Raw genomic sequence first — 22,041 nt, 5'->3', positions numbered from 1 at the left:
AGCGCCAGGGTACTCGACCGGCGTCACGCGTCGGCCGGTGACCACAGCCGTCCGGGAGCCGCAGCACCTGGTAGGACCACCTCGGGATCCGCACCGGCACCGTCCGGCGTCGATACCCGGAGGCATCCGGGCAGGTCGGAGCAGGCCTAACGACCGGGCTGCATGCTCCAGGCGATGCCGTCGAGGATGTCGTGCTCGCTGGCCACCAACGCGGACATCCCGGCGCGCTCCATGATCACGCGGAGCACCAGGGCGCCTGCCCCGATCACGTCCGCCCGGCCCGGATGCATCACCGGGATCGCCAGCCGTTCCGCGCGCGTCCGGCTGAGCAGGTCGGCGGTCACCCCGGCCACGGTCTCGTACGACACCCGGGCGTGGTGGATCCGCTCCGGGGCGTACTCGTGCAGGCCCTGGGCGATGGCGACCACGGTGGTGACCGAACCCGCGAGCCCGACCAGGGTGGCGGCCCGCCGCCCCGGCACGACCGTGAGCGCCCGGTCCACCGCCGCCGCGACGTCCGCCTCGGCCGCGGCCACCTCTGCCGGGGTGGGTGGGTCCCCGTGCAGGTGCCGCTCGGTCATCCGGACACAGCCGATGTCCACCGAGATCGCCGCCTCGACGCCGTCCTCGCGGGTGCCGAGGACGAACTCGGTGGATCCACCGCCGATGTCGACCACCAGGTACGGCGGCTCGGCGTCGGTCGGCAGCCCGCGCACCGCGCCGGTGAAGGAGAGCCGGGCCTCCTCGTCGCCGGTGACCACCTCCGGCGCGACGCCGAGGGTCCGTTCCACCATCGTCCGGAAGTCGGCGGCGTTCGAGGCGTCCCGGGAGGCGGAGGTGGCGCACATCCGCACCCGGTCCACGCCCTGCTTCTCGATCTCCGCCGCGTACCCGGCCAACGCGACACGGGTCCGCTCGATCGCCTCGGGGGCGAGTCGGCCGGTCTGGTCCACCCCCTGACCGAGCCGGACGATCTCGAGTCGTCGGGTGATGTCGGTCAGCGGTGCCGTCGGCCCGGCCGACGGGTCCGGCAGGTCGGCGATCAGGAGTCGGATCGAGTTGGTGCCGCAGTCGATGGCCGCCACGCGCGTCGTCACGGCAGCAACCCTACGGCAGCGGTCGGACCGCTGCCGGCGGACCGGCGGCGGTCGCCGGCAGGTCTCCACCGACGACAGCCGACCGGCCGCCACCGGCGGACGACGAGCCCTCAGCCGCCACCGGCCTACGGCGAGCCGCCACCGACGACGGCCGGCACACCTTCACCGGCGGGCACGCCCCCACCGGCGGGCGACGAACCGGGCCGCCGACGGTGCCGCCGGACCAGCACCGGCAGCCACGGCGCGACACCCACCGCCACCAGCAGGGACAGCAGCGGCAGCCGCCACCAGAACGGGACACCGGCCGACAGCGTCGGCTGGGACGTGGTGTCCGGCATCCACGGGTAGCTGGTCTTGGCCCAGGCCAGGAAGGCGTCCCCGATCGGCATCGCCCCGAGGGCGTACCGCTTCGTCCACGGGGTCTGCACCGGCAGCCCGGCGAACTCGCCGTAGTTGGCGAGGGCCCCGGCGAGCCGGTGGTCGCCGTGCCGCTGGGCCGCGCCGAGGGTGACCACGGTGGCCGAGAGGCTCACTCCGAGCAGCAGCGGACCCGAGTCGACGTCCCCCGGGCCGTCCAGCCCCGCCGGGTACTCCCGCACCGCAGGGCCCAGCCCGAGCGGCGTGACCAGGTAGCGGTCCCGGAACGCGAGGTACTGCTGCCGGGCGAAGATCGGGTCGATCTCGGGCAGGAACCGGTGGATGACGCTCTGCGAGGTGCCCCGGGCCACCTCGACCGGCGCGCCGGTGACCGGGTCGACCCGGTGCGGCAGCAGCCCGGTACGCGGGTCCAGCCGCTGCCGGACGCCGTCGAGCCACCGGTCGACGGTGCCCCGGAAGCGGGGCGGCAGCAGCGTGTCGTGCAGCCGCAGCGAGGCGACCGCCACGGTGGAGTCCACCGGCCACGCCTGCTGCGGGTAGGCGGCCAGGTACGGGGTGACCGACGCGTCGAAGGCCGCGCCGAGCGCGGCGGAGGCCTCGGCGAACCGACGAACCTCGGCCGGGTCGCGGCGCTCCGCCGGTGCCAGGGCGAGCACCCCACCACGCAGCCAGTTCGTCCAGCCCTGGTGGAACACCCCGTACGGCGGGGTGAGCTCCGGGCTGAACGGAGCCACCCCGGCCGGTGACTCCAGTCGGGCCAACGCCCAGCGGGCCTCCCGCGCCGACTCCTCCCGACGGGCGGGCTCGCGCATGCCCAACTCCACCCGGGCGAGCCCGTAGAGGACGTGCGCGAAGAAGTACCCCTCGGGGAAGAGGGCTTGGGCGTCCTCGCCGGTGCCGTCGTCGAGGGCAGCCCGTAGGAAGGCCAACTGGCGGGCCACTCCGGGTGGCTCGCCGCCGGCGGCGGTGGCCGGCGCGACCAGGCGGACCACCCCGACCAGGGCGGCCAGGCTCAACAACGCGGCGGCGACCCCGACCATCCGACGGAGAACGATCACGGGGACCAGGATGCCGGGACGCGTCAAGCGGCTACGGAGGGCGGCGGTGAGTGGTCGGGGGCGGGGGTGGTCGCGGCCGGGGTGGTTGCAGCCGGGGTGGTTGCAGGGGGCCCCTGCTCGGCAGAAAGCGGTAACAGGGGACCCCTGCTACCACCCCAGCCGGCGGCCGGGCGTCACAGGCGCAGCAGCATCCGGGTGTTGCCGAGGGTGTTCGGCTTGACCCGTTCCAGGTCGAGGAACTCCGCCACACCCTCGTCGTACGAGCGCAGCAGCTGCTCGTAGACCGGCTGCGGGACCGGCGCGCCGTCGATCGCCTCGAACCCGAACGAGCCGAAGAACCGGGTCTCGAAGGTCAGCACGAAGATCCGCGCCACCCCCAGCTCGCGGGCACCGTCGATCAGTTCGGCGACGATCCGGTGGCCGAGCCGCTGTCCCCGGCACGCCGGGTCCACCGCGACCGTCCGGATCTCGGCGAGGTCCTCCCACATCACGTGCAGCGCGCCGCAGCCCACCAGCGCGCCGTCGGCGACCCGCTCGGCGACCCGGAACTCCTGCACGTCCTCGTAGAGGGTGACGGTGGCCTTGCTCAACAGCCGTCGGTCGTCGGTGTACGTGTCCACCAGCCGGCGGATGCCCCGGACGTCCCCGGTGCGCGCCCGTCGGACGACGTACCCCTCGGCGCTCATTCGTCCGCCGGCACGTCCACGCACGGCCCGGCGGCCCACCACTTCTCCACCAGCGCCAGCGTCTCGTCGCCGAACGGGTTCACCCCCGGTCCCGCGCCGAGGGCGTGCCCGAGGTGCACGTGCAGACACTTCACCCGCCCCGGCATGCCCCCGGCGGAGATGCCGGCGATCTCCGGCACCTGGCCGATCGCCTCCCGCCGGGCGAGGTAGTCCTCGTGCGCCGCCCGGTAGCGGGCGGCCAGTTCCGGGTCGGTGGCGAGCCGCTCGGCCATCTCCTTCATCAGCCCGGCCGACTCCAGCCGGCTGCACGCCGCCGTGGCCCGGGGGCAGGTGAGGTAGAACAGCGTCGGGAACGGGGTGCCGTCCGCCAGGCGGGGGGTCGTCTCCACCACGTCGGGCAGGCCGCACGGACAGCGGTGGGCCACCGCGCGGGTGCCCCGGGGCGGGCGTCCGAGCTGGGCGGCCACCGCCGCCAGGTCGGCCTCGGTCGCCGGCTCGCGCTGCGGCGGGGGCACGGAGTCCGCAGCCGGCTCCGGCGGGGGTACGAGCGTCACGGTCGTCATCTCTCGTCGGTGCTGTTCGGTCGTCCGGATTGCCGGGTCGGGGTCGGGTCGGGTGTCCGGCGTCGCGGGCACCCGTCGGGGCGTCGCCGGTCTCACCAGTCGTGGCGTCGCCGGTCTCACCGGTCGGGGCGCTCGGCGTTGGCCGCTTCGATGCTCGACCAGAGCGTGTCGTACCACGGGTCGTCGCTGCGCGGGCGCTCGGACCGGGGCGGCAGGGGGCCGCCGGTCCCCGGGTCGGTCGCCGACCGGCCCTTCAGCACCAGCACCGGCACCTCGCCCGGGTAGACCATGAAGAACCGCTGCCGGGCCTGGCTCTCGATGTACGCGGCATCCTGCCACTTGGCCGCCTCGACGGAGAGATCCTCGATCAGTTCCCGCTGGGCGGCCTGGGCCGCCTCCATCCGCTCGATGTCGGCCTGCTGGTCGAGGTAGACCCGGACCGGGTAGGTGTAGCCGAGGGCGAGCGCGATCAGCACCGCGAAGAGCACGGTGGCCCGCCCGGTGAAGCGCCGGGGACGGGGTGCGGAGAGCCGCTTGACGGTGCCACCGGCGGCGGTCCGGCGGGCCGCCGGACGGCTCGCCGAGCGTACGCCCTCGGCGCCCCGGGCGGTGCCCGGAGCGCGACCGGTGGTGCCCCGCGACTCGGCGCGGACGCCCTCCCGGCCGGTGGTCCGCACGCGGGCCCCACCCGGCCGGCCGGGGTGACCCGGCCGGCGGGTGGGACGCTGCCCGCCCGGTGTGCGGCGCGGCTGCATCGTCGTCACACCCCTCCCCGACGCGTCACGCGCCGTCAGGCGGAACGGTAGCGCGGGAAGGCACCCGCACCGGCGTACCGGGCCGCGTCCGCCAGCTCCTCCTCGATCCGCAGGAGCTGGTTGTACTTGGCGACCCGGTCGGAACGGGCGGGGGCGCCGGTCTTGATCTGGCCGCAGCCGGTGGCCACCGCCAGGTCGGCGATCGTGGTGTCCTCGGTCTCGCCGGACCGGTGGCTCATCATGCACTTGAAGCCGGCCCGGTGGGCCAGGTCGACCGCGTCGAGGGTCTCGGTGAGCGAGCCGATCTGGTTGACCTTGACGAGCACCGCGTTCGCGGCCTTCTCGGCGATGCCGCGGGCGATCCGCTGCGGGTTGGTGACGAACAGGTCGTCGCCGACGATCTGGATCCGGTCGCCGACCGCGGCGGTCAGGGTGGCCCAGCCGCTCCAGTCGTCCTCGGCCAGCGGGTCCTCGATCGACACGATCGGGTAGTCGCCGGCGAGCTTGGTGTAGTAGTTGCTCATCTCCTCGGCGCTCTTCGGCGAGCCCTCGAAGGTGTAGGTGCCGTTGTCGAAGAACTCCGTCGCCGCCACGTCCAGGGCGAAGACGATGTCGCTGCCCACCCGGTAGCCGGCCTTCTCGACCGCCTCGGCGATCAGGTCCAGCGCGGCGGCGTTGGTGGGCAGGTTCGGGGCGAAGCCGCCCTCGTCGCCGAGGCCGGTGGAGAGGCCCTGCTTCTTCAGCACCGACTTGAGCGCGTGGTAGACCTCCGCGCCGGAGCGCAGTGCCTCGCGGAAGCTCGGCGCGCCGATCGGCGCGATCATGAACTCCTGGACGTCGACGTTCGAGTCGGCGTGCGCGCCACCGTTGAGGATGTTCATCATCGGCACCGGCAGCAGGTGCGCGTTCGGTCCGCCCAGGTAGCGGAAGAGGCTCAGCTCGGCGCTGCCGGCCGCCGCCTTCGCCACCGCCAGCGAGACACCGAGGATGGCGTTCGCGCCCAGCTCGGACTTGTTGTCCGTGCCGTCGATGTCGAGCATCTTCTGGTCGATCAGCCGCTGCTCGCTGGCCTCGTAGCCGACGAGCTGGTCGACGATCTTGTCCTCGATGTTCGCGACCGCGTTCTCGACACCCTTGCCCAGGTAGCGGTCGGAGTCACCGTCGCGCAGCTCGATCGCCTCGAAGGCGCCGGTGGAGGCGCCGGAGGGCACCGCGGCGCGGGCCACCGTGCCGTCGTCCAGGCCGACCTCGACCTCGACCGTCGGGTTGCCCCGCGAGTCCAGGATCTCCCGGGCGACGATTCCCTCGATGGTTGCCACTGAGTCGCTCCTCGTTGTTCGTGTGAGAGTGTCCGGTCCGGTAGGGCCGCGACGGTGCGGCTGAGGCAGACGTTGAACGCAGCGTATCGGGCGACGCTCGTGGGCACCGCGTCGCCCGGTGTACCACCGGTGGTGGTTCCGGCGGACATTCCCGGATTCTCACCGCTCAACCGGCAACCGGTTTGCGATCGGTGGACCCGATCGGCAAGGCTGAGCATCATGCCCGCCGCCTCGACTGTTCTTCGCGTGCTCGCCGTCTCGGTCGTCGCGTCGCTCACCGTCACGGGTTGCCAGGCCCTGGAGGACACCGGACGCGTGATCGGCCGGGGTGACCTCGTCAACGAACTGGCCGCCCGACTGGACAGCGCGCACGAGTTGACCTACTCCGCCGAGTACCAGCTACCCGGTGGTCGCACCGTGTCCATCGCCCAGTCCCGGGACCCGGTCCGCACCGCGTACACGTACCCCGACGGCAAGATCAGCGTCAGCGCCGAATCCCTCGCCACCTGTCAGACCACCGGCAAGCCGGTGTGCACGCTCACCGTGCCGCCGACCCCGGCCAACCGCCCCTCGGTGGCCGTCTTCACCGAGGCCGAGCGGCGGGGCATGGTCACCCCACCGGCGGTCATGGGCCTGCTGACCACCGCCGCCCTCGACCCGAACGCGGTCATCGAGCAGAGCGACACCACGCTGGCCGGGCATCCGGCCACCTGCGTCGACGTCCGCTCCGCCGAGGTGTCCCCGTTCACCGCCTGCGTCACCAGCGACGGCGTGCTGGGCAGCTTCACCGGCACGGTCGAGGGCAAGCCGACCGAGCTGGCGCTGAGCAGCATCCGCGACTCCGTCGACGACGCCGCCTTCGACCTGCCGCCCGGCGCGGGCGTGGTCGACCGCCGTCCCAGCCGGAGCTGACCCGCTGCCCGGGTGGTTGCCGGGGGCCCTTCCTCGTCAAAATGCGGTAGGAAGGGTCCCCTGCAACCACCGTCGGAACCCGGCCACCGCCGCCTGCGGGGCAGTGGGCGGGCTCAGACCCCGAGCAGCGTGCGCAGATGGCGCGGGGGCGGGCAGTCGTGGGCGAGCATCGCGTCGTGCCAGCGCCGCGCCGGCATCTCCGCCGGGCGGGCCGCAGCGATCTCCGCGATCTCGGCGTAGCCGACGAAGTACGTGGAGAGCTGCGTCGAGGTGAGCAGCGCCCGCCGCCACTTGCCGGCCGCCTCCCCCTCCTCCTGGAAGCCCCGGCCGGTCATCAACGCCATCGCCTCGGCCTCGGGCAGGTCCTCGCAGTGCGTCAACTGGTCGACCAACGCGTTGATGGTCATCCGCAACTGCATCTTGAGCTGCTGCAACCGCACCGGCAGGCCACCGAAGCCGGCGGCGGCCATCAGCTCCTCGGCGTAGACCGCCCAGCCCTCGACGAACGGACCGGAGCGGGCCAGGGCGCGAACCCGGGTGCCGCCGGCGTACCGCCGGGCGTGGGCGAGCTGGAGGAAGTGTCCCGGCATCGCCTCGTGCACGGTCAGGTTGCGGATCATGTGATCGTTGTACTCGCGGTAGAACGACTCCACCCGCTGCGCCGGCCAGTCCGCCGGGGTCGGCGCGATGCAGTAGAACGTGGGCAGGTCCGCCGTCTCCAGCCCGCCGGGCGAGTCGCAGTACGCCACCGCCACGCCCCGGGCGAACTCGGGCATCTCCTGGATCACGCACGGGTCGTCGACCAGCGAGACCAGGTCGTGTGCCCGGACGAAGTCGGTGGCCTCGTCGAGGGTGATCGAGGCCAGGTCGACGATGGTGTGGTCGTCCGGGTGCTCGGCGGCGAGCAGGTCCAGCGCCCGGCGTACCGTCTCGTCGTCGGCCGGGCCGCCGACCAGCTCGACGGCCGCCACGCGGATCTCCTCGGTCACCCGCTCCAGGTTGGCCCAGGCCCGGCGCAGCACCTCGGCGGCGGTCAGCTCGGTGTCCAGGGTGTGCCAGAGCCGGGCCTCCCAGCGGCGGCGGCCGAGCCGGGGGTCCGGGCCCGGCCCGTCGTCGGCGACCAGCCCGGCCCGCAGCCAGTCCGCGAACTCCTCCAGCGCGGCCACCGCCGCCCGCGCCGCCGGTTCCACCCGGTCGCCGAGCGCGGGGGCCTGCGCCAGCAGCGCCGGCACCTCCTGACGCACCAGCGCCGCCGTGCCGGTGAACTGCCCGACCGCCGTCTCGGCGTGGATACGTGGCATGTCCCGCAGCGTCGCGCGTGCGGTCGCCAACGCGTCGGGTACGGCCGACAACCGCCCGGCCAGGTGGGTCAGCCGCACCTCGACCGGGGCGTACGGACGGGACAGCAGGGCGTGCAGCAGCAGGCCGGGGTTGTGGCGCAACGGGTCCCACTCGTGCGCCCGGATCTCGGTCGACTCGAAGAGTTCCCGGTCGACCAGAGCGGTGAGCAGGGCGTGGTCGACCGACTCCTCCATTGGGAGGGAGTCGCCGTCCACCTCGGCGAGCGCGTGCGCGGCCTCGGTCAGCATGCGGCGGTCGGCGGCGACGGTGTCGGCGGACCAGTCCGGCAGCCGGTCGTCGTACCGGTGGTCCCCCGCGCCGGAGGCCAGCTCCGGGCGACTCTCCAACAACGCGTCGACGATCCGTTCGGCCCGCTCGGTGAACATCCCCCGACCCTAGCCGCCCGGCCGCCCACCGGGGTCAGTGCGTCGGCGGCTCGGCGGCGCGGATGGTGGCGGCGTGGGCGAGGGTGGCCCGGCGGAGGGCGGCCTCCGGGTCCAGGCCGGCGGCGCGGGCCTCGGCCACGATCCGCAGCAGTTCCGCGCCGAGTCGGGTCTCCGGGTCGGTGTCCCCGGCGGGCACGGGAGGCGGCACGGCCAGGCCGATCCGCCCGGCGCGTTCCAGGATCTTGGCGGCCAGGGCGAGGGCGGGCTGGCTCATGGCGATGCCGTCCAGCACCGAGTCCCGGGCCTTCTCGGCCCGCTTGATCCGCTCCCAGTTCGCGGTGATCTCCTCCAGGGTGCCCGCCTCGGCACCGGCGAAGACGTGCGGGTTGCGCCGGACCATCTTGTCGACCAGGCCACCGGCCACGTCGTCGATGCCCCACCGCTCGTCCTCGGGCAGTTCCTCGGCGAGCCGGGCGTGCAGCACCACCTGGAGCAGCACGTCACCCAGCTCCTCCCGGAGCGCGTCGGTGTCCCCCGCGCTGATCGCGTCGTACGCCTCGTAGCACTCCTCCAGCAGGAAGCCGGAGAGGCTGCGGTGGGTCTGCGCCCGCTTCCACGGGTCACCGCCGGGCGAGGCGAGCCGGTCCATCACCTCGACCGCGTCCAGCAGTCGCGCGCCCGGTGGGTCCCAGGAGCCGTACATCAGCTCCAGCTCGGCCAGGCCGGGTTCCCGGGCCAGACGCAGGCCCAGCTCACGGGCGAGCGTCTCGTCGCCAGTCGGGCCGGCCAACCAGACCACGGTGCCGTGCCGGGCCGCCGCGTCGAGCAGCGCCTGGGTGGCCGCTCCGTCGACCACGGTGACCTCGGCGCCCGTCGTCCGCAGCGCCGTGGTCACCGCGCTCTCCGCGCCGGTCAGCACCGGATGCGCGCGTACGACGTCCCAGGCCGCGGCGGTCAGCAGCCCGGCCGGTAGCCGGGGCGAGGTGACCAGCAGCACGATCCGCCCGGTCATCGGTCCTCCCGGGTGGTCGCCGCCCCGCCGACCCGCCCGGCGGTCCTCGGGGGCCGGGTGGTCGTGGGCGTCACAGCGGTCATGCTCAGGCGGCGTCGGTCACCGCGTCGGAGCCGGCCTCACCCAGCGGCACGCTGACCGCCGCCACGTTGCCGGCAAAGCTGAGCACCGGGAAGGACAGCGGACGGTAGCGCGGGTTGACCGTGACGTCGTATCCCTCGACCGCCTCGGCGAGCGCGTTGCGGGTGGCCAGCGCGGTGCGCAGTTGCTCCCCGTCGAGCTGGGTCGCCGCCTGCTCGACGGTCACCTCCGCCGGGATGGCGCCGGCTGCCTTGCCGGCCTCGACCAGGTCGGTCATCTCCTGCTCGCTCGGCGCGACCGGCTGGCCGGAGGGCACCCCGGAGAGGCAGGTGTACAACTCCGCCACCCGCTGCGGGTACGTCGTGTCGGTCGGGTAGCCGAGCTGCTGGCTGACCTGCTCGACCGGCACCTGGGTCTGCGGGCGGTAGCCCTTGTCGGCGGAGAGCCGCTTGCACACGTCACCGAGGACCAGGGTGCTGACCACCTCGCCACGGCTCGGCAGCCGCTGCTCGCCGGGCGCGCCCGGCTGGCCGGCGGGCTGGTCCGGGGCCGGCTGCTCCGGGGTCGACGCGGCGGCGTCGTCCCGCAGCTCGTCCAGGATGCGGGTCACCGCTTCCTCGGTGATCCGCTGGTCGCCGACGTAGGCGGCGACCCCGGGCTCGGAACGGCAACCGGAGAGGGCGACGAGGCCGACCGCCACGCTGGCGACGGCGACAAGACGGCGAGCACGCATGACCGTCACTCTCTCACGTCGGTGCCCCCACCCCCGCCCCGGCCTGCCCCTCAACGCGCCGGTACGGGGGTCGGGGCGCCGAGGACGTCCGCGAGGAGCTGGGCGCACCACTCCAGGAGCGCCTGGTCGCGCAGCGGTTCGCCGCCGACCCTCCTGGTGCTGGGTCGCGGCACGCTGACCTGGTCGAGCGCGGACTTGTAGACCGAGTCCGGGTGGTACCGCTTGAGTCGCAGCTGCTTGGAGTCGGGCAGCGGCAGCGGGCCGAACCGGATGTGCTTGCCCTGCATGCTCACGTCGGTCAGGCCGTACCGGCGGGCCAGCAGCCGGAACCTCGCCACCGCAATCAGGTTCTGCACCGGGGCGGGCGGCTCGCCGTACCGGTCGGTCATCTCGGCGGCCACCTCGCGCAGCCGCTCCTCGTCGCGGGCCTCGGCGAGCTTGCGGTACATCTCCAGGCGCAGCCGCTCCACGCCGACGTAGTCGTGCGGCAGGTGCGCGTCGACCGGCAGGTCGATCTTGACGTCGGTCTCCTCCTCGGGACGTTCGCCCTTGAACGCCTGCACCGCCTCGCCGACCATCCGGACGTACAGGTCGAAGCCGACGCCCTCGATGTGGCCGGACTGCTCGCCGCCGAGCAGGTTGCCGGCGCCCCGGATCTCCAGGTCCTTCATCGCCACGTACATGCCCGCGCCGAGTTCGGTGTGCTGGGCGATGGTGGCCAGCCGCTCGTGCGCGTGCTCGGTGAGCGGCTTCTCCGACGGGTAGAGGAAGTACGCGTACGCCCGCTCCCGGCCCCGGCCGACCCGGCCCCGGATCTGGTGCAGCTGGGCCAGGCCGAGCAGGTCGGCCCGCTCCACGATCAGCGTGTTCGCGTTCGGGATGTCGATGCCGGACTCCACGATCGTGGTGCAGACCAGGACGTCGAACTCCTTCTCCCAGAAGCCGACCATCACCTTCTCCAGGGCGTCCTCGCCCATCTGGCCGTGCGCCACCGCGACCCGGGCCTCGGGCACCATCTCCCGGATCCGGCGGGCCGCCTTGTCGATCGACTCGACCCGGTTGTGCAGGTAGAACACCTGGCCGTCGCGGAGCAGCTCGCGGTGGATGGAGGCGGCCACCTGCCGCTCGTCGAACGCCCCGACGAAGGTCAGCACCGGGTGCCGCTCCTCCGGCGGGGTGGCGATGGTGGACATCTCCCGGATGCCGGTGATCGCCATCTCCAGGGTCCGCGGGATCGGGGTGGCCGACATGCTGAGCACGTCGACCGACGCGCGCAGCGTCTTCAGGTGCTCCTTGTGCTCGACGCCGAAGCGTTGCTCCTCGTCGACGATCACCAGGCCGAGCTGCTTGAACCGGGTGGCCGCGGAGAGCAGCCGGTGGGTGCCGATCACGATGTCGGCGCTCCCCTCGGCGACCATCTCCATGGTCCGCTCGGCCTCCTTCGGCGTCTGGAAGCGGGAGAGCTGCCGGATCTCGATCGGGAACTGGCTCATCCGCTCGGCGAACGTGTTGTAGTGCTGCTGGGCCAGGAGGGTGGTCGGCACGAGCACGGCCACCTGCTTGCCGTCCTGCACCGCCTTGAACGCCGCCCGTACCGCGATCTCGGTCTTGCCGTAGCCGACGTCGCCGCAGATCAGCCGGTCCATCGGGACGGTCTGCTCCATGTCCCGCTTGACCTCCTCGATGGCGGCGAGCTGGTCCGGGGTCTCCTGCCAGGGGAAGGCGTCCTCCAGCTCCCGCTGCCACGGGGTGTCCGGCCCGAAGGCGTGCCCCTTGGACGCCTTCCGGGCGGCGTAGAGCTGGATGAGCTGGGCGGCGATCTCCTTGACCGCCTTGCGGGCCCGGGCCTTGGACTTCTGCCAGTCCGCGCCGCCCATCTTGTGCAGGGCCGGCTGCTCGCCGCCGACGTACCGGGAGAGCTGGTCGAGCTGGTCGGTGGGGACGAAGAGCCGGTCGCCGGGCTGGCCGCGCTTGCTCGGGGCGTACTCGATGACCAGGTATTCCCGGGACGCGCCGTTGACGGTCCGCTGCACGAGTTCGACGTACCGGCCGATGCCGTGCTGCTCGTGCACGACGTGGTCGCCGGCCTTCAGCTCCAGCGGGTCGATGGTGTTGCGCCGCCGGCTCGGCAGCTTGCGCATGTCCCGGGTCGAGGTGCCCCGACCGCCGGTGACGTCGTTGCCGGTGAGCAGGACGAACCGGGACGCCTCGTCGACGAAGCCCTGGCTGAGCGAGCCGCAGGTGACCAGCAGTTCGCCCGGTTCCGGGGCGGTCGGCACCTCCTCGGTCAGCCGGGCGCCCAGGCCGGCGTCGCGGAGCACCTCGACGGCCCGCTGGGCGGGACCGTGCCCCTCGAAGACCAGCGCGATCGACCAGCCCTCGCCGGCCCAGCGCTTCAGGTCGTCGACCAGCCGGGGCGTCTCGCCGTGGTAGAGCGGGGCCGGCTGCGCGGCCAGGGTCACCGCGATGGCGTCGTCGGGGGTGACGTCGACCTCGGCCGGGTCGTCCTCCCAGGGCTGGCGTGCCGGCACGCCGTCGGTCTCGACCAGGCCGAACGGCGACAGCGTCCACCAGGGCTGGCCCAGGGCGGCGGCGGCCGAGCGTACCTCGGCCAGGGTCTTGAAGGCGGCGGCGCCGAGGTCGACCGGGGCCCGGCCCCCGACGGCCGCCGCGGCCCAGCTGGCCTGGAGGAACTCGTCCGAGGTACGGACCAGGTCGTGCGCCCGGGTGCGGATCCGCTCCGGGTCGCAGAGCAGGACGTGGGTGCCGGCCGGCATGTTGTGCAGCAGCAGTTCCATCGAGTCGGGGCCGACCAGCTCCGGCGCGAGCGACTCCATCCCCTCGACCGGGATGCCCTCGGCCAGCTTGTCGAGGATCTCGGCCAGCTCGGGATGCTCCTGCGCCAGGACGGCGGCCCGCTTCCGCACCGCCGGGGTGAGCAGCAGCTCCCGGCAGGGCGGGGCCCAGAGGCGGGGGGACGCCTCGATGGTGCGCTGGTCGGCGACGGCGAAGGTGCGGATCTCCTCCACCTCGTCGCCCCAGAACTCGACCCGGGACGGGTGCTCGTCGGTGGGCGGGAAGACGTCGAGGATGCCGCCCCGGACGGCGAACTCGCCCCGCTTGGTGACCAGGTCCACCCGGGCGTACGCCATGTCGGTCAGCCGGCGGGCGACCCCTTCCAGGTCGGCCTCCCCGCCCGGGGCGAGCTGCACCGGTTCCAGGTCGCCGAGGCCCTTGAGCTGCGGTTGCAGCAGCGACCGGACGGGCGCGACGACCACCCGCAGCGGCCCGCTCCGGCCGTGCGCGTCGACCGCGTCCGGGTGGGCGAGCCGGCGCAGCACGGCCAGCCGCCGGCCGACGGTGTCGGACCGGGGCGAGAGCCGCTCGTGCGGCAGCGTCTCCCAGGAGGGAAAGACCGCGACCTGCTCGGACGGGAGCAGACTGCCCAGCGCGGCGGCCAGGTCGTCGGCCTCCCGGGTGGTCGCGGTGACCGCGAGCACCGGCCGTCCGGCCCCACCCTGCGCCCCGGCCACGTCGGCGGCCACGGCGGCCACGGCGAACGGGCGCAGGGCCGGCGGGGCGGTCAGGTCGAGTCCGTCGACCTGCGCGGCACCGGAGCGCGCCAGGTCACGCGCCCGGGCCAGCCCCGGGTCGGTCAGGGCGGCGGAGAAGAGGCCGGTGAGCATCTGCATCACTTCCAGTGAGTGTCGCCGAGAGAGCACGCCCGGTGGGCTGCTGGCACACGAACAGGTACCCCGAGTCCGGCCGGACGGGGGTGTACGAACGCCAGCCTATCTCGCGGTACGAACGATTTGGCCGGTGCCGGCACCACCGTTCCGGGGCGGATCCGGCGCCACGGACGCGCCACGACGCCCCACGCCGACGGACGTCCAGGCAGCCGACGCAGGCCGCTGGCGCGGATCGAGTCGGCGCGGATCGAGTCGACGCGGATCGAGTCGACGCGGATCGAGTCGACGCCGGCCGGACCCCACGAGGGGGTGCGGGGCATCCGCGGTCGGTCGCGCGACCCCGACCAGGCGGACCCGTCGTACGCTGGGCGCCCCTGTCCCGCCCGAGAGCTGGAGCAACCCGGTGACCACCCCTCCTCCGCCCGGCCACCCGCCGCAGCCCCCGTACGGCCAGCCCTCGTACGGCCAGCCCCCGTACGGCAACTCGCCGCAGCCGCCGTACGGCACCCCGTCGCCGGGATACCCGCAGCCCGGACACCCCGCGCCCGGGTACCCGACGGGTCATCCGGGTTATCCGCCCCCGCCGGCCCCGACGGCCAAGCGCATCCCGGAGGACCAACCCTTCGTGGTCCGCCCCAGCGTCGCCAAGCGGGGCCTGGTCATGGGCGCGGTCGCGCTGGTCCTGCTCAGCCCGATCGTCTGCCTCGCCGGCCTCGGTCTGGCGGGCTCCACCGACCCGGACATGCGCGCCAACGCCGCCCTCGGCATCGTCGGCATCTTCGTCTGCCTGCTCGCCGCGATCGGCCTGCCGCTCGGGATCCAACTGTGGCTGATCGCCTCGGGCGGTCCGGTGCTGGCGCTGAGCCCGGCGGGGCTGTGGATCCGGACCCGACCGACCCGTGGCCAGGCGGTCTGGGTGCCCTGGGAGGCGGTCGCGCAGATCCGTCGCCGCCGGTGGAGCCTGGAGAAGATGCTTGTCGTCCAGCTTCGGGATCCGCGCATGTTGCAGAACCTCGGGGCGTACACCGCGCTGGACAGCAGCATGTTGAACGCCTTCTACGGCTCCGGTCTGGTGGCGACGCTGAACTTCGCGGACCGCTCGGAGCAGGAGATCGTGGCGGCGGTGACCCACTACAGCGCCGGCCGCTGCCCCATCGCCTCCTGACCGTCCCGACCCGCCGACGCGGTCCGGTCCGCCCTGGGCCGGAGAAGCCGCCACGGATTGCGGCAAGTCGGGGCAACCTCGACACCGGACACCCCGACTTGCCGCAATCAGGGAGTGGATCAAGACCGGCCGGATCAGGGTCGGTCGGCGGGGTTCATGCGGCGATGATCGCCGGACAAGGCCGCAGTTTGCGGACCAGCCGGCCGGCGAGGTGGGCCAGCGCCCGGGACTGAACCAGGTCGAGCGGCCACCGTTCCACGTGCTCGCCGGCGGAGAGTTCGAGCAGCAGGCCGGTGGGCGGGGTCGGACCGACATCCATTCGCCACAGACCGAGCCGCGCCTGGATCACCTCGTCGCCGCGAACCGCCGTCCCGACCAGACGGGACAGGTGCAGGTCACCCGACGCAGCACAGTCAGGGCCGCGCAGGCACCAGGGCGGATGGTCGGAACTGGATAGGTTGGTCACGGGCCGGGGCTCCTTCCCGGTCAAGGCCCGGGGATCGGAGCTCCACCTCCGCCCCGGGCCGTTCCTCTCTGTACGAGCAACCTGCCACGGCCACCCACCAAAACCTATGACGACCTGTCATGTCAGGTCAAGCCTTGATCTCGCATTTCATTGACGCTTTGCCGGCACCCGTGATCACATGGGCAGTACCTGCCACGGAAGTTCACCCATGACTGCCTATACGAAGAAGCAAAAGCTCATCGACGCCCTGACCGAGCGGATCGAGTCAGGCGAGTACCCGCCGGGCAGCAAGCTGCCCTCGGGCACCGAACTCTGCGCCGAGTTCACGGTGTCCCGCCAGGTCGTACGCTCCGCCGTCGACTGGCTCAAGGCGCGGGGACTCGTCGACGGCGCGCCCGGTGCCGGCGTGTTCGTCCGGGAGCGGGCCAGCCCGTAGCCGACCGCACGACCCCGACCAGTTCGCCGATGTCGGGGGGTCCGGTCGGGTGGACACCCCGACATCGGCGAACTGGAGTGGATCAAGCACGGCGGGGTGGGCGAGGATCCGACCCGGTCCTGGGAGCCGTCAGTAGCGGACGGTGATGCGGCGGGTCACGGCGTCGACGCGTACCTGCCCGCCGTACGGGACGATCAGCTGCGGGTCGGTGTGGCCGAGGTCGACGTCGAAGACGACCACGGCGTCCGGGGCGTACTCGCGCAACGCGCGGGTGACCGCCACCCGCTGCGCCTCGGCGTACGCGTAGCGCTGCTCGACGGTGTGCGGGCGGGCGAAGTCCCAGGCCTTGGCCCGCCCGACCAGGACGGCGGGGAAGCCGGCAAGCAGCCCTCGCTCCCCCAGGTTGCGCAGCATCCGGTACACCTCGACGGCCGACGGCAGCTCCTCGGACGTCTCGACCAGCAGCACCGAGCCGGCCAGCTCGGCGGCCGGGGCGATCCGGTCGGCGGCGGCCAGCCAGTGCAGGATCTCCAGGTTGCCGCCCCAGGCCGGTCCCTCGACGGCGCGCTGCGGCCCGGCCCACGTCCAGCCGGTGCCCGGGAACATCGGTGGCTCGGTGTCCAGGGTCGACGGGTCGCCCCAGTCGAGGGGCTCGTCGCCCCACTCCCGGGCCGGGCGCAGCTCGTACCAGTCCGAGGTGAACAGGGCGGCGCGCAATGAGGCCATGGTCAGCGGGTGCGGGCTGCCGAGGCGGCCGAGGTGCACCAGCACGGACCCGCCGTGGTAGCCCACGACGCCAAGCCGGTGCAGGTGGTTGAGCAGGCTGGTGTTGTCCGAGTAGCCGAAGTACGGCTTGGGGTTGGCGCGCAGCACCGCGTCGTCCAGGTGCGGGGTCACGGTGATCTGGTCGTCGCCGCCGATGGTGGCGAGCACCGCCGTGACGGTCGGGTCGGCGAACGCGGCGCTGACGTCCCGGGCCCGGTCCCGGGGGTCGGCGTCCATCACCCGGGTGGTCGGGTACTCGACCGGCTCCAGCCCGAACTCCTCCCGGAGCCGGCGCAGACCCAGCTCGTAGACGTGTGGGAAGACCGCCGGCAGTCCGGCGGACGGGGAGACCACCGCGACCCGGTCGCCGGGGCGCGGTTTGGGCGGGTACGTGCGGTCGACCATGGTCCGACGCTATCGGCCGCCCCAACCGGTTTTCCTCCTCGCCGCAGCACACCTGGGGATTCCCACGCAATGAGCGACATCTCAGGGCCCCTCCCCCCACGGGGAGGTGGCGCGGATACGATCCAGGGAGTCGGACAGCGCAGTCCTTCGTCCTCACGTAAGGAGCGCACCCCGTGACCGACCAGCACGACCACGACGGCCCGGACGCCGCGCTGCGGGCCGACATCCGCCGACTGGGCACCCTGCTCGGACAGACCCTGGCCCGCCAGGAGGGGCGCCCCCTGCTCGACCTGGTCGAGGAGATCCGCGCCCTGGTCCGCACCGACGCCCCGGCTGCCGCGCACCGCCTCGGCGGCCTCGACGTCACCACCGGCACCAAGCTGGCGCGGGCCTTCTCCACCTACTTCCACCTGGCGAACATCACCGAGCAGGTGCACCGGGCGCGGGACCTGCGCCGTCGCCGCGCCGTGCAGGGCGGCTGGCTGGACCAGGCCGCCACCATGATCTCCGAGCGTGGGGTACCGGCGGAGGAGATCGCCGGGGCGGCCCGCCGGCTCGCGGTCCGGCCGGTCTTCACCGCCCACCCGACCGAGGCGGCCCGCCGTTCGATCCTGTCCAAGCTCCGCGCCATCGCCGACGAGCTGGACACCGAGACGGCCAACGCGATCCTCTACGGCGCGAGCGACGAAGGGCCGGCGAACCGTCGCCTCGCCGAACTGCTCGACCTGATGTGGCAGACCGACGAGCTGCGGCTGGACCGGCCGGACCCGACCGACGAGGCCCGTAACGCCATCTACTACCTGCGCGACCTCTACGCCGAGGCCGCGCCGCAGGTCCTCGACGACCTGGCCGACACGCTGCGCACCCTGGGGGTGGAGACCTCGCCGACCGCCCGGCCGTTGACCTTCGGCACGTGGATCGGCGGCGACCGGGACGGCAACCCGTTCGTCACCCCGGCGGTGACCCGTGAGGTGCTGGTCATCCAGCACGAGCACGGCATCGCCGCCACCGAGCGGGCGATGGACCACCTGATCAACGAGGTGTCGGTCTCCCGTCGGCTGCGCGGCGTCTCGCTCGACCTGTCGGCCAGTCTCGCCACCGACCTGGACGCGCTGCCCGAGGTGGCCCCCCGGTTCCGCCGGGTCAACGCCGAGGAGCCGTACCGGCTCAAGGCCCGCTGCGTGAAGGCGAAGCTGGCCAACACCCGGCAGCGGCTGCGCCAGGGCACCCCGCACGTGCCGGGACGGGACTACCGGGGCTCCGCCGAGCTGGTCGCCGACCTGGAGCTGCTGCGCGCCTCGCTGGCCCGCAACTCCGGTCAGCTCACCGCCGTGGGGCGGCTCGCCTCGACGATCCGGACGGTGTCGGCGTTCGGCCTGCACCTGGCGACGATGGACATCCGCGAGCACGCCGAGGCGCACCACGCGGTGCTCGCCCAGCTCTACAAGGCCGTCGGCGAGGTGGACGACTACCCGTCGCTGACCCGCCTGGAGCGGACGAAGCTCCTCGCCGACGAGCTGACCGGACGCCGGCCGCTCTCCACCGCGGACACCCCGCTGACCGAGGGGGCCCGGAAGACCTTCGACGTCTTCGGCGCGGTCCGCGAGGCGCAGGACCGGTTCGGCACCGAGGTCATCGAGTCGTACATCGTCTCGATGACGCTCGGCGTGGACGACGTGCTGGCCGCCGTGGTGCTGGCCCGCGAGGCGGGTCTGGTCGACGTGCACAGCGGCCGGGCGCGGATCGGGTTCGTGCCACTGCTGGAGACCCCGGCCGAACTGAACGCGGGCGGCGAGCTGCTCGACGAGCTGCTGTCGCTGCCGGCGTACCGGCAGCTGGTGGCGGCCCGGGACGACGTGCAGGAGGTGATGCTGGGCTACTCCGACTCCAACAAGGAGGCCGGCATCACCACCAGCCAGTGGTCGATCCACCGGGCACAGCGGGCGCTGCGGGACGTGGCCGCCCGGCACGGCGTGCACCTGCGGCTGTTCCACGGCCGGGGTGGCACGGTCGGCCGGGGCGGCGGCCCCACCCACGAGGCGATCCTGGCCCAGCCGTACGGCACGCTCGACGGCGCGATCAAGGTCACCGAGCAGGGCGAGGTCATCTCCGACAAGTACACCCTGCCGTCGCTGGCCCGGGAGAACCTGGAACTGACCCTGGCCGCCGTGCTCCAGGCGACGCTGCTGCACACCGCGCCCCGGCAGCCGGCCGAGATGCTGGAACGCTGGGACGCCACGATGGACGTCGTCTCCGAGTCGGCGTTCCGGCGCTACCGCTCGCTGGTGGAGGACCCGGACCTGCCGGCGTACTTCTGGGCGTCCACGCCGACCGAGCTGCTCGGCGCGCTGAACATCGGTTCCCGGCCGGCGAAGCGGCCGAACACCGGCGCGGGCCTGTCCGGACTGCGGGCGATCCCGTGGGTGTTCGGCTGGACGCAGACCCGGCAGATCGTCCCCGGCTGGTTCGGGGTGGGCTCCGGGCTGGCCGCCGCCCGCGAGGCGGGGCTCTCCGACGTGCTCGCCGAGATGCACCGGAACTGGCACTTCTTCCGGACGTTCCTGTCGAACGTCGAGATGATGCTGACCAAGACCGACCTGACCATCGCCCGCCGGTACGTCGAGACCCTGGTCCCGGAGCCGCTGCAACCGATCTTCGCCAAGATCGAGCAGGAGTACGAGCTGACCAAGCGGGAGGTGCTGGCGGTGACCGGTTCCCCCGCTCTGCTGGAGAACTCCCCGGTGCTCCAGCGCACCCTGGCCGTACGGGACACCTACCTCGAACCGCTGCACCACCTCCAGGTGGCGCTGCTGCGGCAGTACCGCGAGTCCGGGGCGGCCGGACGCGCGGTGGCCACCGCGCCGGGCGGTCGTCGGGCCCCCAGCGACGGCACGGCCCTGGAGCGCGCCCTGCTCACCACGGTGAACGGCATCGCCGCCGGAATGCGTAACACCGGCTGACGGGTTGGTGCGACCAGCACCGTCGGGTTGGTAGCAGGGGACCCTTCCTACCGTTTTTTGATGAGGAAGGGTCCCCTGCTACCACTCGGGCGCAGGCGGGTGAGCCGGCTGGGCACGCGGGTGGGCGTCGAGGCCGAGCGCCGTCCGCGCCGCCCGGATGTGGTCGAGTCCTTCCAGGGCGGTCTCCCGGGCGATCTCGTACTGCCGGACCGTCCGGGCCCGCTCCAGCTGGCTGCCGGCCGCGTTGTACCGCTCACCCGCGTCGACCAGCGCCTGGCGGACCGCCGGGGTGTCGCCGTGCAGGTTCATCACCTGGCCACCGAGGCGTTCGTACCAGCGCAGCGCCTCGGCCCGGGCGTCGGCGGTCTCCCGGGCCCGCTGCCGGGCGCTGTGCCACTGCCACCAGACGAAGCCGGCCACGTGGAGCAGCGCGAGAACGCCGAGGAAGATCAGCGTGTCCATGGCCCGACGGTACCCCTGGTCCGCACGTCGTACCGGTTTTGGCAAGCTCGGGGGATGGACTTCTCGACGCTGGCCGTGGTGGTGGTCTGCCTCGGTGCCGGCGGCGCGGTCGGCTGGTTCGCGGCGCGGGCCCGCGCGGCGGCGGAGATCGCCCGGCTGGACGCCACGCTGCACGCCGCCCGCGAGGGCGAGGGCCGGCTGGAGCAGTCGATGCGGGCGTTGAACTACGAGGCTACCGCCCAGTCGCAGGAGGCGGTGGCCCGGGCGGTCGCGCCGCTGCACGACACGCTGCGCCGCTACGAGTCCCGGGTGACCGAACTGGAACGGGACCGGGTCGACGCGTACGCCGAACTGCGCGAGCAGGTGCGGGCCATGGGCGCGGTCTCCGGCGAGCTGCGCACCGAGACCAAACAGCTGGTGGCGGCGTTGCGCGCCCCCCAGGTACGCGGACGGTGGGGGGAGCACCAGCTCCGCCGGATCGTCGAGGCGGCCGGCATGCTGGAGCACTGCGACTTCGCCGAGCAGGTCACCGCCACCGTCGACGACCGGCAGGTCCGCCCCGACCTGGTGGTCCGGCTGCACGGCGGGCGTTCGGTGGTGGTGGACGCCAAGGCGCCCTTCGACGCGTACCTGACCGCGATGGAGGCACGTGACGACCGGGAGCGGGACACCCGCCTGCGGGCACACGCGAAACACCTCCGGGCCCATGTGGACGCGCTGGCCGCGAAGTCCTACTGGGCCGCGTTCGACGACACCCCGGAGTTCGTGGTGCTCTTCGTGCCGGCCGACCCGTTCCTGGACGTGGCGTTGCAGCACGACCCGACGCTGCTGGAGCACGCGTTCGGGCGCAACGTCGTGCTGGCCACCCCGGCGACCCTGGTGGCGCTGCTACGGACGGTGGCGTACTCCTGGCGGCAGGAGGCCCTGGCCCGCAACGCGGTGGCGGTGCACTCGCTGGCCCGGGAGCTGTACGGCCGGCTGTCCACGCTGGGCGAGCACGTCGGCCGGCTCGGGGGCTCGCTCGGCGCGGCGGTGACCGCGTACAACCGGGCGGTCGGCTCGCTGGAGGCACGGGTCCTGGTCAGTGCCCGCAAGTTGGCCGAGCTGGGGGTCTCCGACCGGGAGCTGCCGGTGCCCTCCCAGGTGGAGCTGGCGCCCCGGCAGCCGCAGGCCCCGGAACTGGTCGAGCCGACCGGTCAGACGTCCACTTCGTCCGTTCGGCCCACCAGCATCGACGACTAGCACTTTTTCCGTGACGGGGTGGACCTATTCACGTCACGAGGTGGTCACAACCTACTTCGGAGTAGTGACATCGACTCCCGACACCACGAAGGATCACGCTCACGAGTGCTCTGCATCGCAGAGCCCTGGT

17 protein-coding genes and 1 pseudogene are annotated in these 22,041 nt (G+C 73.2%); 5 read left to right on the top strand and 13 right to left on the bottom strand.

Going from position 1 to position 22,041, the window contains the following annotated elements:
- Positions 1–146: 146 nt before the first annotated feature.
- The 6 genes from QSK20_RS25310 to eno form a co-directional block, all read right to left on the bottom strand.
- On the bottom strand, positions 147–1,085 hold the full coding sequence (locus QSK20_RS25310; protein WP_285791123.1) for a Ppx/GppA phosphatase family protein: 939 nt from the start codon (positions 1,083–1,085) through the stop codon (positions 147–149).
- 137 nt (positions 1,086–1,222) lie between these two features.
- Positions 1,223–2,533, bottom strand: coding sequence for a hypothetical protein (locus tag QSK20_RS25305; protein ID WP_285791103.1), 1,311 nt, complete (start codon positions 2,531–2,533; stop codon positions 1,223–1,225).
- Positions 2,534–2,706: 173 nt separating this feature from the next.
- Positions 2,707–3,219 (bottom strand): amino-acid N-acetyltransferase, encoded by a 513-nt coding sequence (locus QSK20_RS25300; RefSeq protein ID WP_285791102.1) that lies wholly within the window; start codon positions 3,217–3,219, stop codon positions 2,707–2,709.
- Positions 3,216–3,773 carry a DUF501 domain-containing protein gene (locus QSK20_RS25295; RefSeq protein ID WP_285791122.1) on the bottom strand — a complete coding sequence of 186 codons (558 nt, stop codon included), beginning with the start codon at positions 3,771–3,773 and terminating at the stop codon, positions 3,216–3,218. Before QSK20_RS25295 ends, QSK20_RS25300 begins: the two co-directional genes overlap by 4 nt.
- 125 nt (positions 3,774–3,898) lie before the next feature.
- Positions 3,899–4,537: an FtsB family cell division protein gene (locus QSK20_RS25290; RefSeq protein ID WP_285791121.1), complete on the bottom strand. Its 639-nt coding sequence runs from the start codon at positions 4,535–4,537 to the stop codon at positions 3,899–3,901.
- Positions 4,538–4,572: 35 nt separating this feature from the next.
- On the bottom strand, positions 4,573–5,856 hold the full coding sequence (eno, locus tag QSK20_RS25285; RefSeq protein ID WP_285791101.1) for a phosphopyruvate hydratase: 1,284 nt from the start codon (positions 5,854–5,856) through the stop codon (positions 4,573–4,575).
- Positions 5,857–6,075: 219 nt separating this feature from the next.
- Here eno and QSK20_RS25280 point away from each other — a divergent pair, with 219 nt between their 5' ends.
- A complete protein-coding gene (locus QSK20_RS25280; protein WP_285791100.1) occupies positions 6,076–6,768 on the top strand; it encodes a hypothetical protein in 693 nt (230 codons plus the stop codon).
- Between the two features lie 113 nt (positions 6,769–6,881).
- On the opposite strand, the gene QSK20_RS25275 is transcribed toward QSK20_RS25280, so the two are convergent.
- From QSK20_RS25275 to mfd, 4 genes are all read right to left on the bottom strand, one after another.
- Complete coding sequence (locus QSK20_RS25275) at positions 6,882–8,495, bottom strand: DUF885 domain-containing protein (RefSeq protein WP_285791099.1); 1,614 nt, start codon at positions 8,493–8,495, stop codon at positions 6,882–6,884.
- Between the two features lie 34 nt (positions 8,496–8,529).
- Complete coding sequence (locus tag QSK20_RS25270) at positions 8,530–9,507, bottom strand: nucleoside triphosphate pyrophosphohydrolase (protein ID WP_285791098.1); 978 nt, start codon at positions 9,505–9,507, stop codon at positions 8,530–8,532.
- A gap of 85 nt (positions 9,508–9,592) precedes the next feature.
- A complete protein-coding gene (locus tag QSK20_RS25265) occupies positions 9,593–10,321 on the bottom strand; it encodes a hypothetical protein (protein WP_285791097.1) in 729 nt (242 codons plus the stop codon).
- A 50-nt stretch (positions 10,322–10,371) separates the two neighbouring features.
- Positions 10,372–14,007 carry a transcription-repair coupling factor gene (gene mfd / locus QSK20_RS25260; protein WP_285791120.1) on the bottom strand — a complete coding sequence of 1,212 codons (3,636 nt, stop codon included), beginning with the start codon at positions 14,005–14,007 and terminating at the stop codon, positions 10,372–10,374.
- A 406-nt stretch (positions 14,008–14,413) separates the two neighbouring features.
- On the opposite strand from mfd, the gene QSK20_RS25255 reads away from it, so the two are divergent.
- Positions 14,414–15,175 carry a hypothetical protein gene (locus QSK20_RS25255; RefSeq protein WP_285791096.1) on the top strand — a complete coding sequence of 254 codons (762 nt, stop codon included), beginning with the start codon at positions 14,414–14,416 and terminating at the stop codon, positions 15,173–15,175.
- Between the two features lie 154 nt (positions 15,176–15,329).
- Here the strand turns inward: QSK20_RS25255 and QSK20_RS25250 are convergent, their stop codons facing one another.
- Positions 15,330–15,641: a hypothetical protein gene (locus tag QSK20_RS25250; RefSeq protein WP_285791095.1), complete on the bottom strand. Its 312-nt coding sequence runs from the start codon at positions 15,639–15,641 to the stop codon at positions 15,330–15,332.
- A gap of 208 nt (positions 15,642–15,849) precedes the next feature.
- Between QSK20_RS25250 and QSK20_RS25245 the strand changes: the two genes are divergently transcribed.
- Positions 15,850–16,077, top strand: coding sequence for a winged helix-turn-helix domain-containing protein (locus QSK20_RS25245; protein WP_091457163.1), 228 nt, complete (start codon positions 15,850–15,852; stop codon positions 16,075–16,077).
- A 129-nt stretch (positions 16,078–16,206) separates the two neighbouring features.
- Here QSK20_RS25245 and QSK20_RS25240 read toward each other — a convergent pair whose 3' ends face one another.
- Complete coding sequence (locus QSK20_RS25240) at positions 16,207–17,247, bottom strand: S66 family peptidase (RefSeq protein ID WP_285791094.1); 1,041 nt, start codon at positions 17,245–17,247, stop codon at positions 16,207–16,209.
- Between the two features lie 173 nt (positions 17,248–17,420).
- On the opposite strand from QSK20_RS25240, the gene ppc reads away from it, so the two are divergent.
- Positions 17,421–20,207: a phosphoenolpyruvate carboxylase gene (gene ppc, locus QSK20_RS25235; protein WP_285791093.1), complete on the top strand. Its 2,787-nt coding sequence runs from the start codon at positions 17,421–17,423 to the stop codon at positions 20,205–20,207.
- A gap of 105 nt (positions 20,208–20,312) precedes the next feature.
- Here the strand turns inward: ppc and QSK20_RS25230 are convergent.
- A pseudogene (locus QSK20_RS25230) lies at positions 20,313–20,669 on the bottom strand (hypothetical protein); the annotation flags it as partial.
- 54 nt (positions 20,670–20,723) lie between these two features.
- Here QSK20_RS25230 and QSK20_RS25225 point away from each other — a divergent pair.
- Positions 20,724–21,911: a DNA recombination protein RmuC gene (locus tag QSK20_RS25225; RefSeq protein WP_285791092.1), complete on the top strand. Its 1,188-nt coding sequence runs from the start codon at positions 20,724–20,726 to the stop codon at positions 21,909–21,911.
- The last annotated feature ends 130 nt before the right edge of the window (positions 21,912–22,041 follow it).

The sequence above is a fragment of the Micromonospora sp. NBRC 101691 genome (assembly GCF_030269285.1).
GTDB classification, from domain to species: Bacteria; Actinomycetota; Actinomycetes; order Mycobacteriales; family Micromonosporaceae; genus Micromonospora; species Micromonospora echinospora.
This window is presented reverse-complemented; position numbering and strand designations above follow the sequence as displayed.

Coding starts and splice junctions, on each gene's coding strand:
- QSK20_RS25300 (WP_285791102.1), bottom strand. CDS start 3,219: ATGAGCGCCGAGGGGTACGTCGTCCGACGGGCGCGCACCGGGGACGTC.
- QSK20_RS25290 (WP_285791121.1), bottom strand. CDS start 4,537: ATGCAGCCGCGCCGCACACCGGGCGGGCAGCGTCCCACCCGCCGGCCG.
- QSK20_RS25280 (WP_285791100.1), top strand. CDS start 6,076: ATGCCCGCCGCCTCGACTGTTCTTCGCGTGCTCGCCGTCTCGGTCGTC.
- QSK20_RS25275 (WP_285791099.1), bottom strand. CDS start 8,495: ATGTTCACCGAGCGGGCCGAACGGATCGTCGACGCGTTGTTGGAGAGT.
- QSK20_RS25270 (WP_285791098.1), bottom strand. CDS start 9,507: ATGACCGGGCGGATCGTGCTGCTGGTCACCTCGCCCCGGCTACCGGCC.
- QSK20_RS25265 (WP_285791097.1), bottom strand. CDS start 10,321: ATGCGTGCTCGCCGTCTTGTCGCCGTCGCCAGCGTGGCGGTCGGCCTC.
- mfd (WP_285791120.1), bottom strand. CDS start 14,007: ATGCTCACCGGCCTCTTCTCCGCCGCCCTGACCGACCCGGGGCTGGCC.
- QSK20_RS25245 (WP_091457163.1), top strand. CDS start 15,850: ATGACTGCCTATACGAAGAAGCAAAAGCTCATCGACGCCCTGACCGAG.
- QSK20_RS25240 (WP_285791094.1), bottom strand. CDS start 17,247: ATGGTCGACCGCACGTACCCGCCCAAACCGCGCCCCGGCGACCGGGTC.
- QSK20_RS25225 (WP_285791092.1), top strand. CDS start 20,724: ATGGACTTCTCGACGCTGGCCGTGGTGGTGGTCTGCCTCGGTGCCGGC.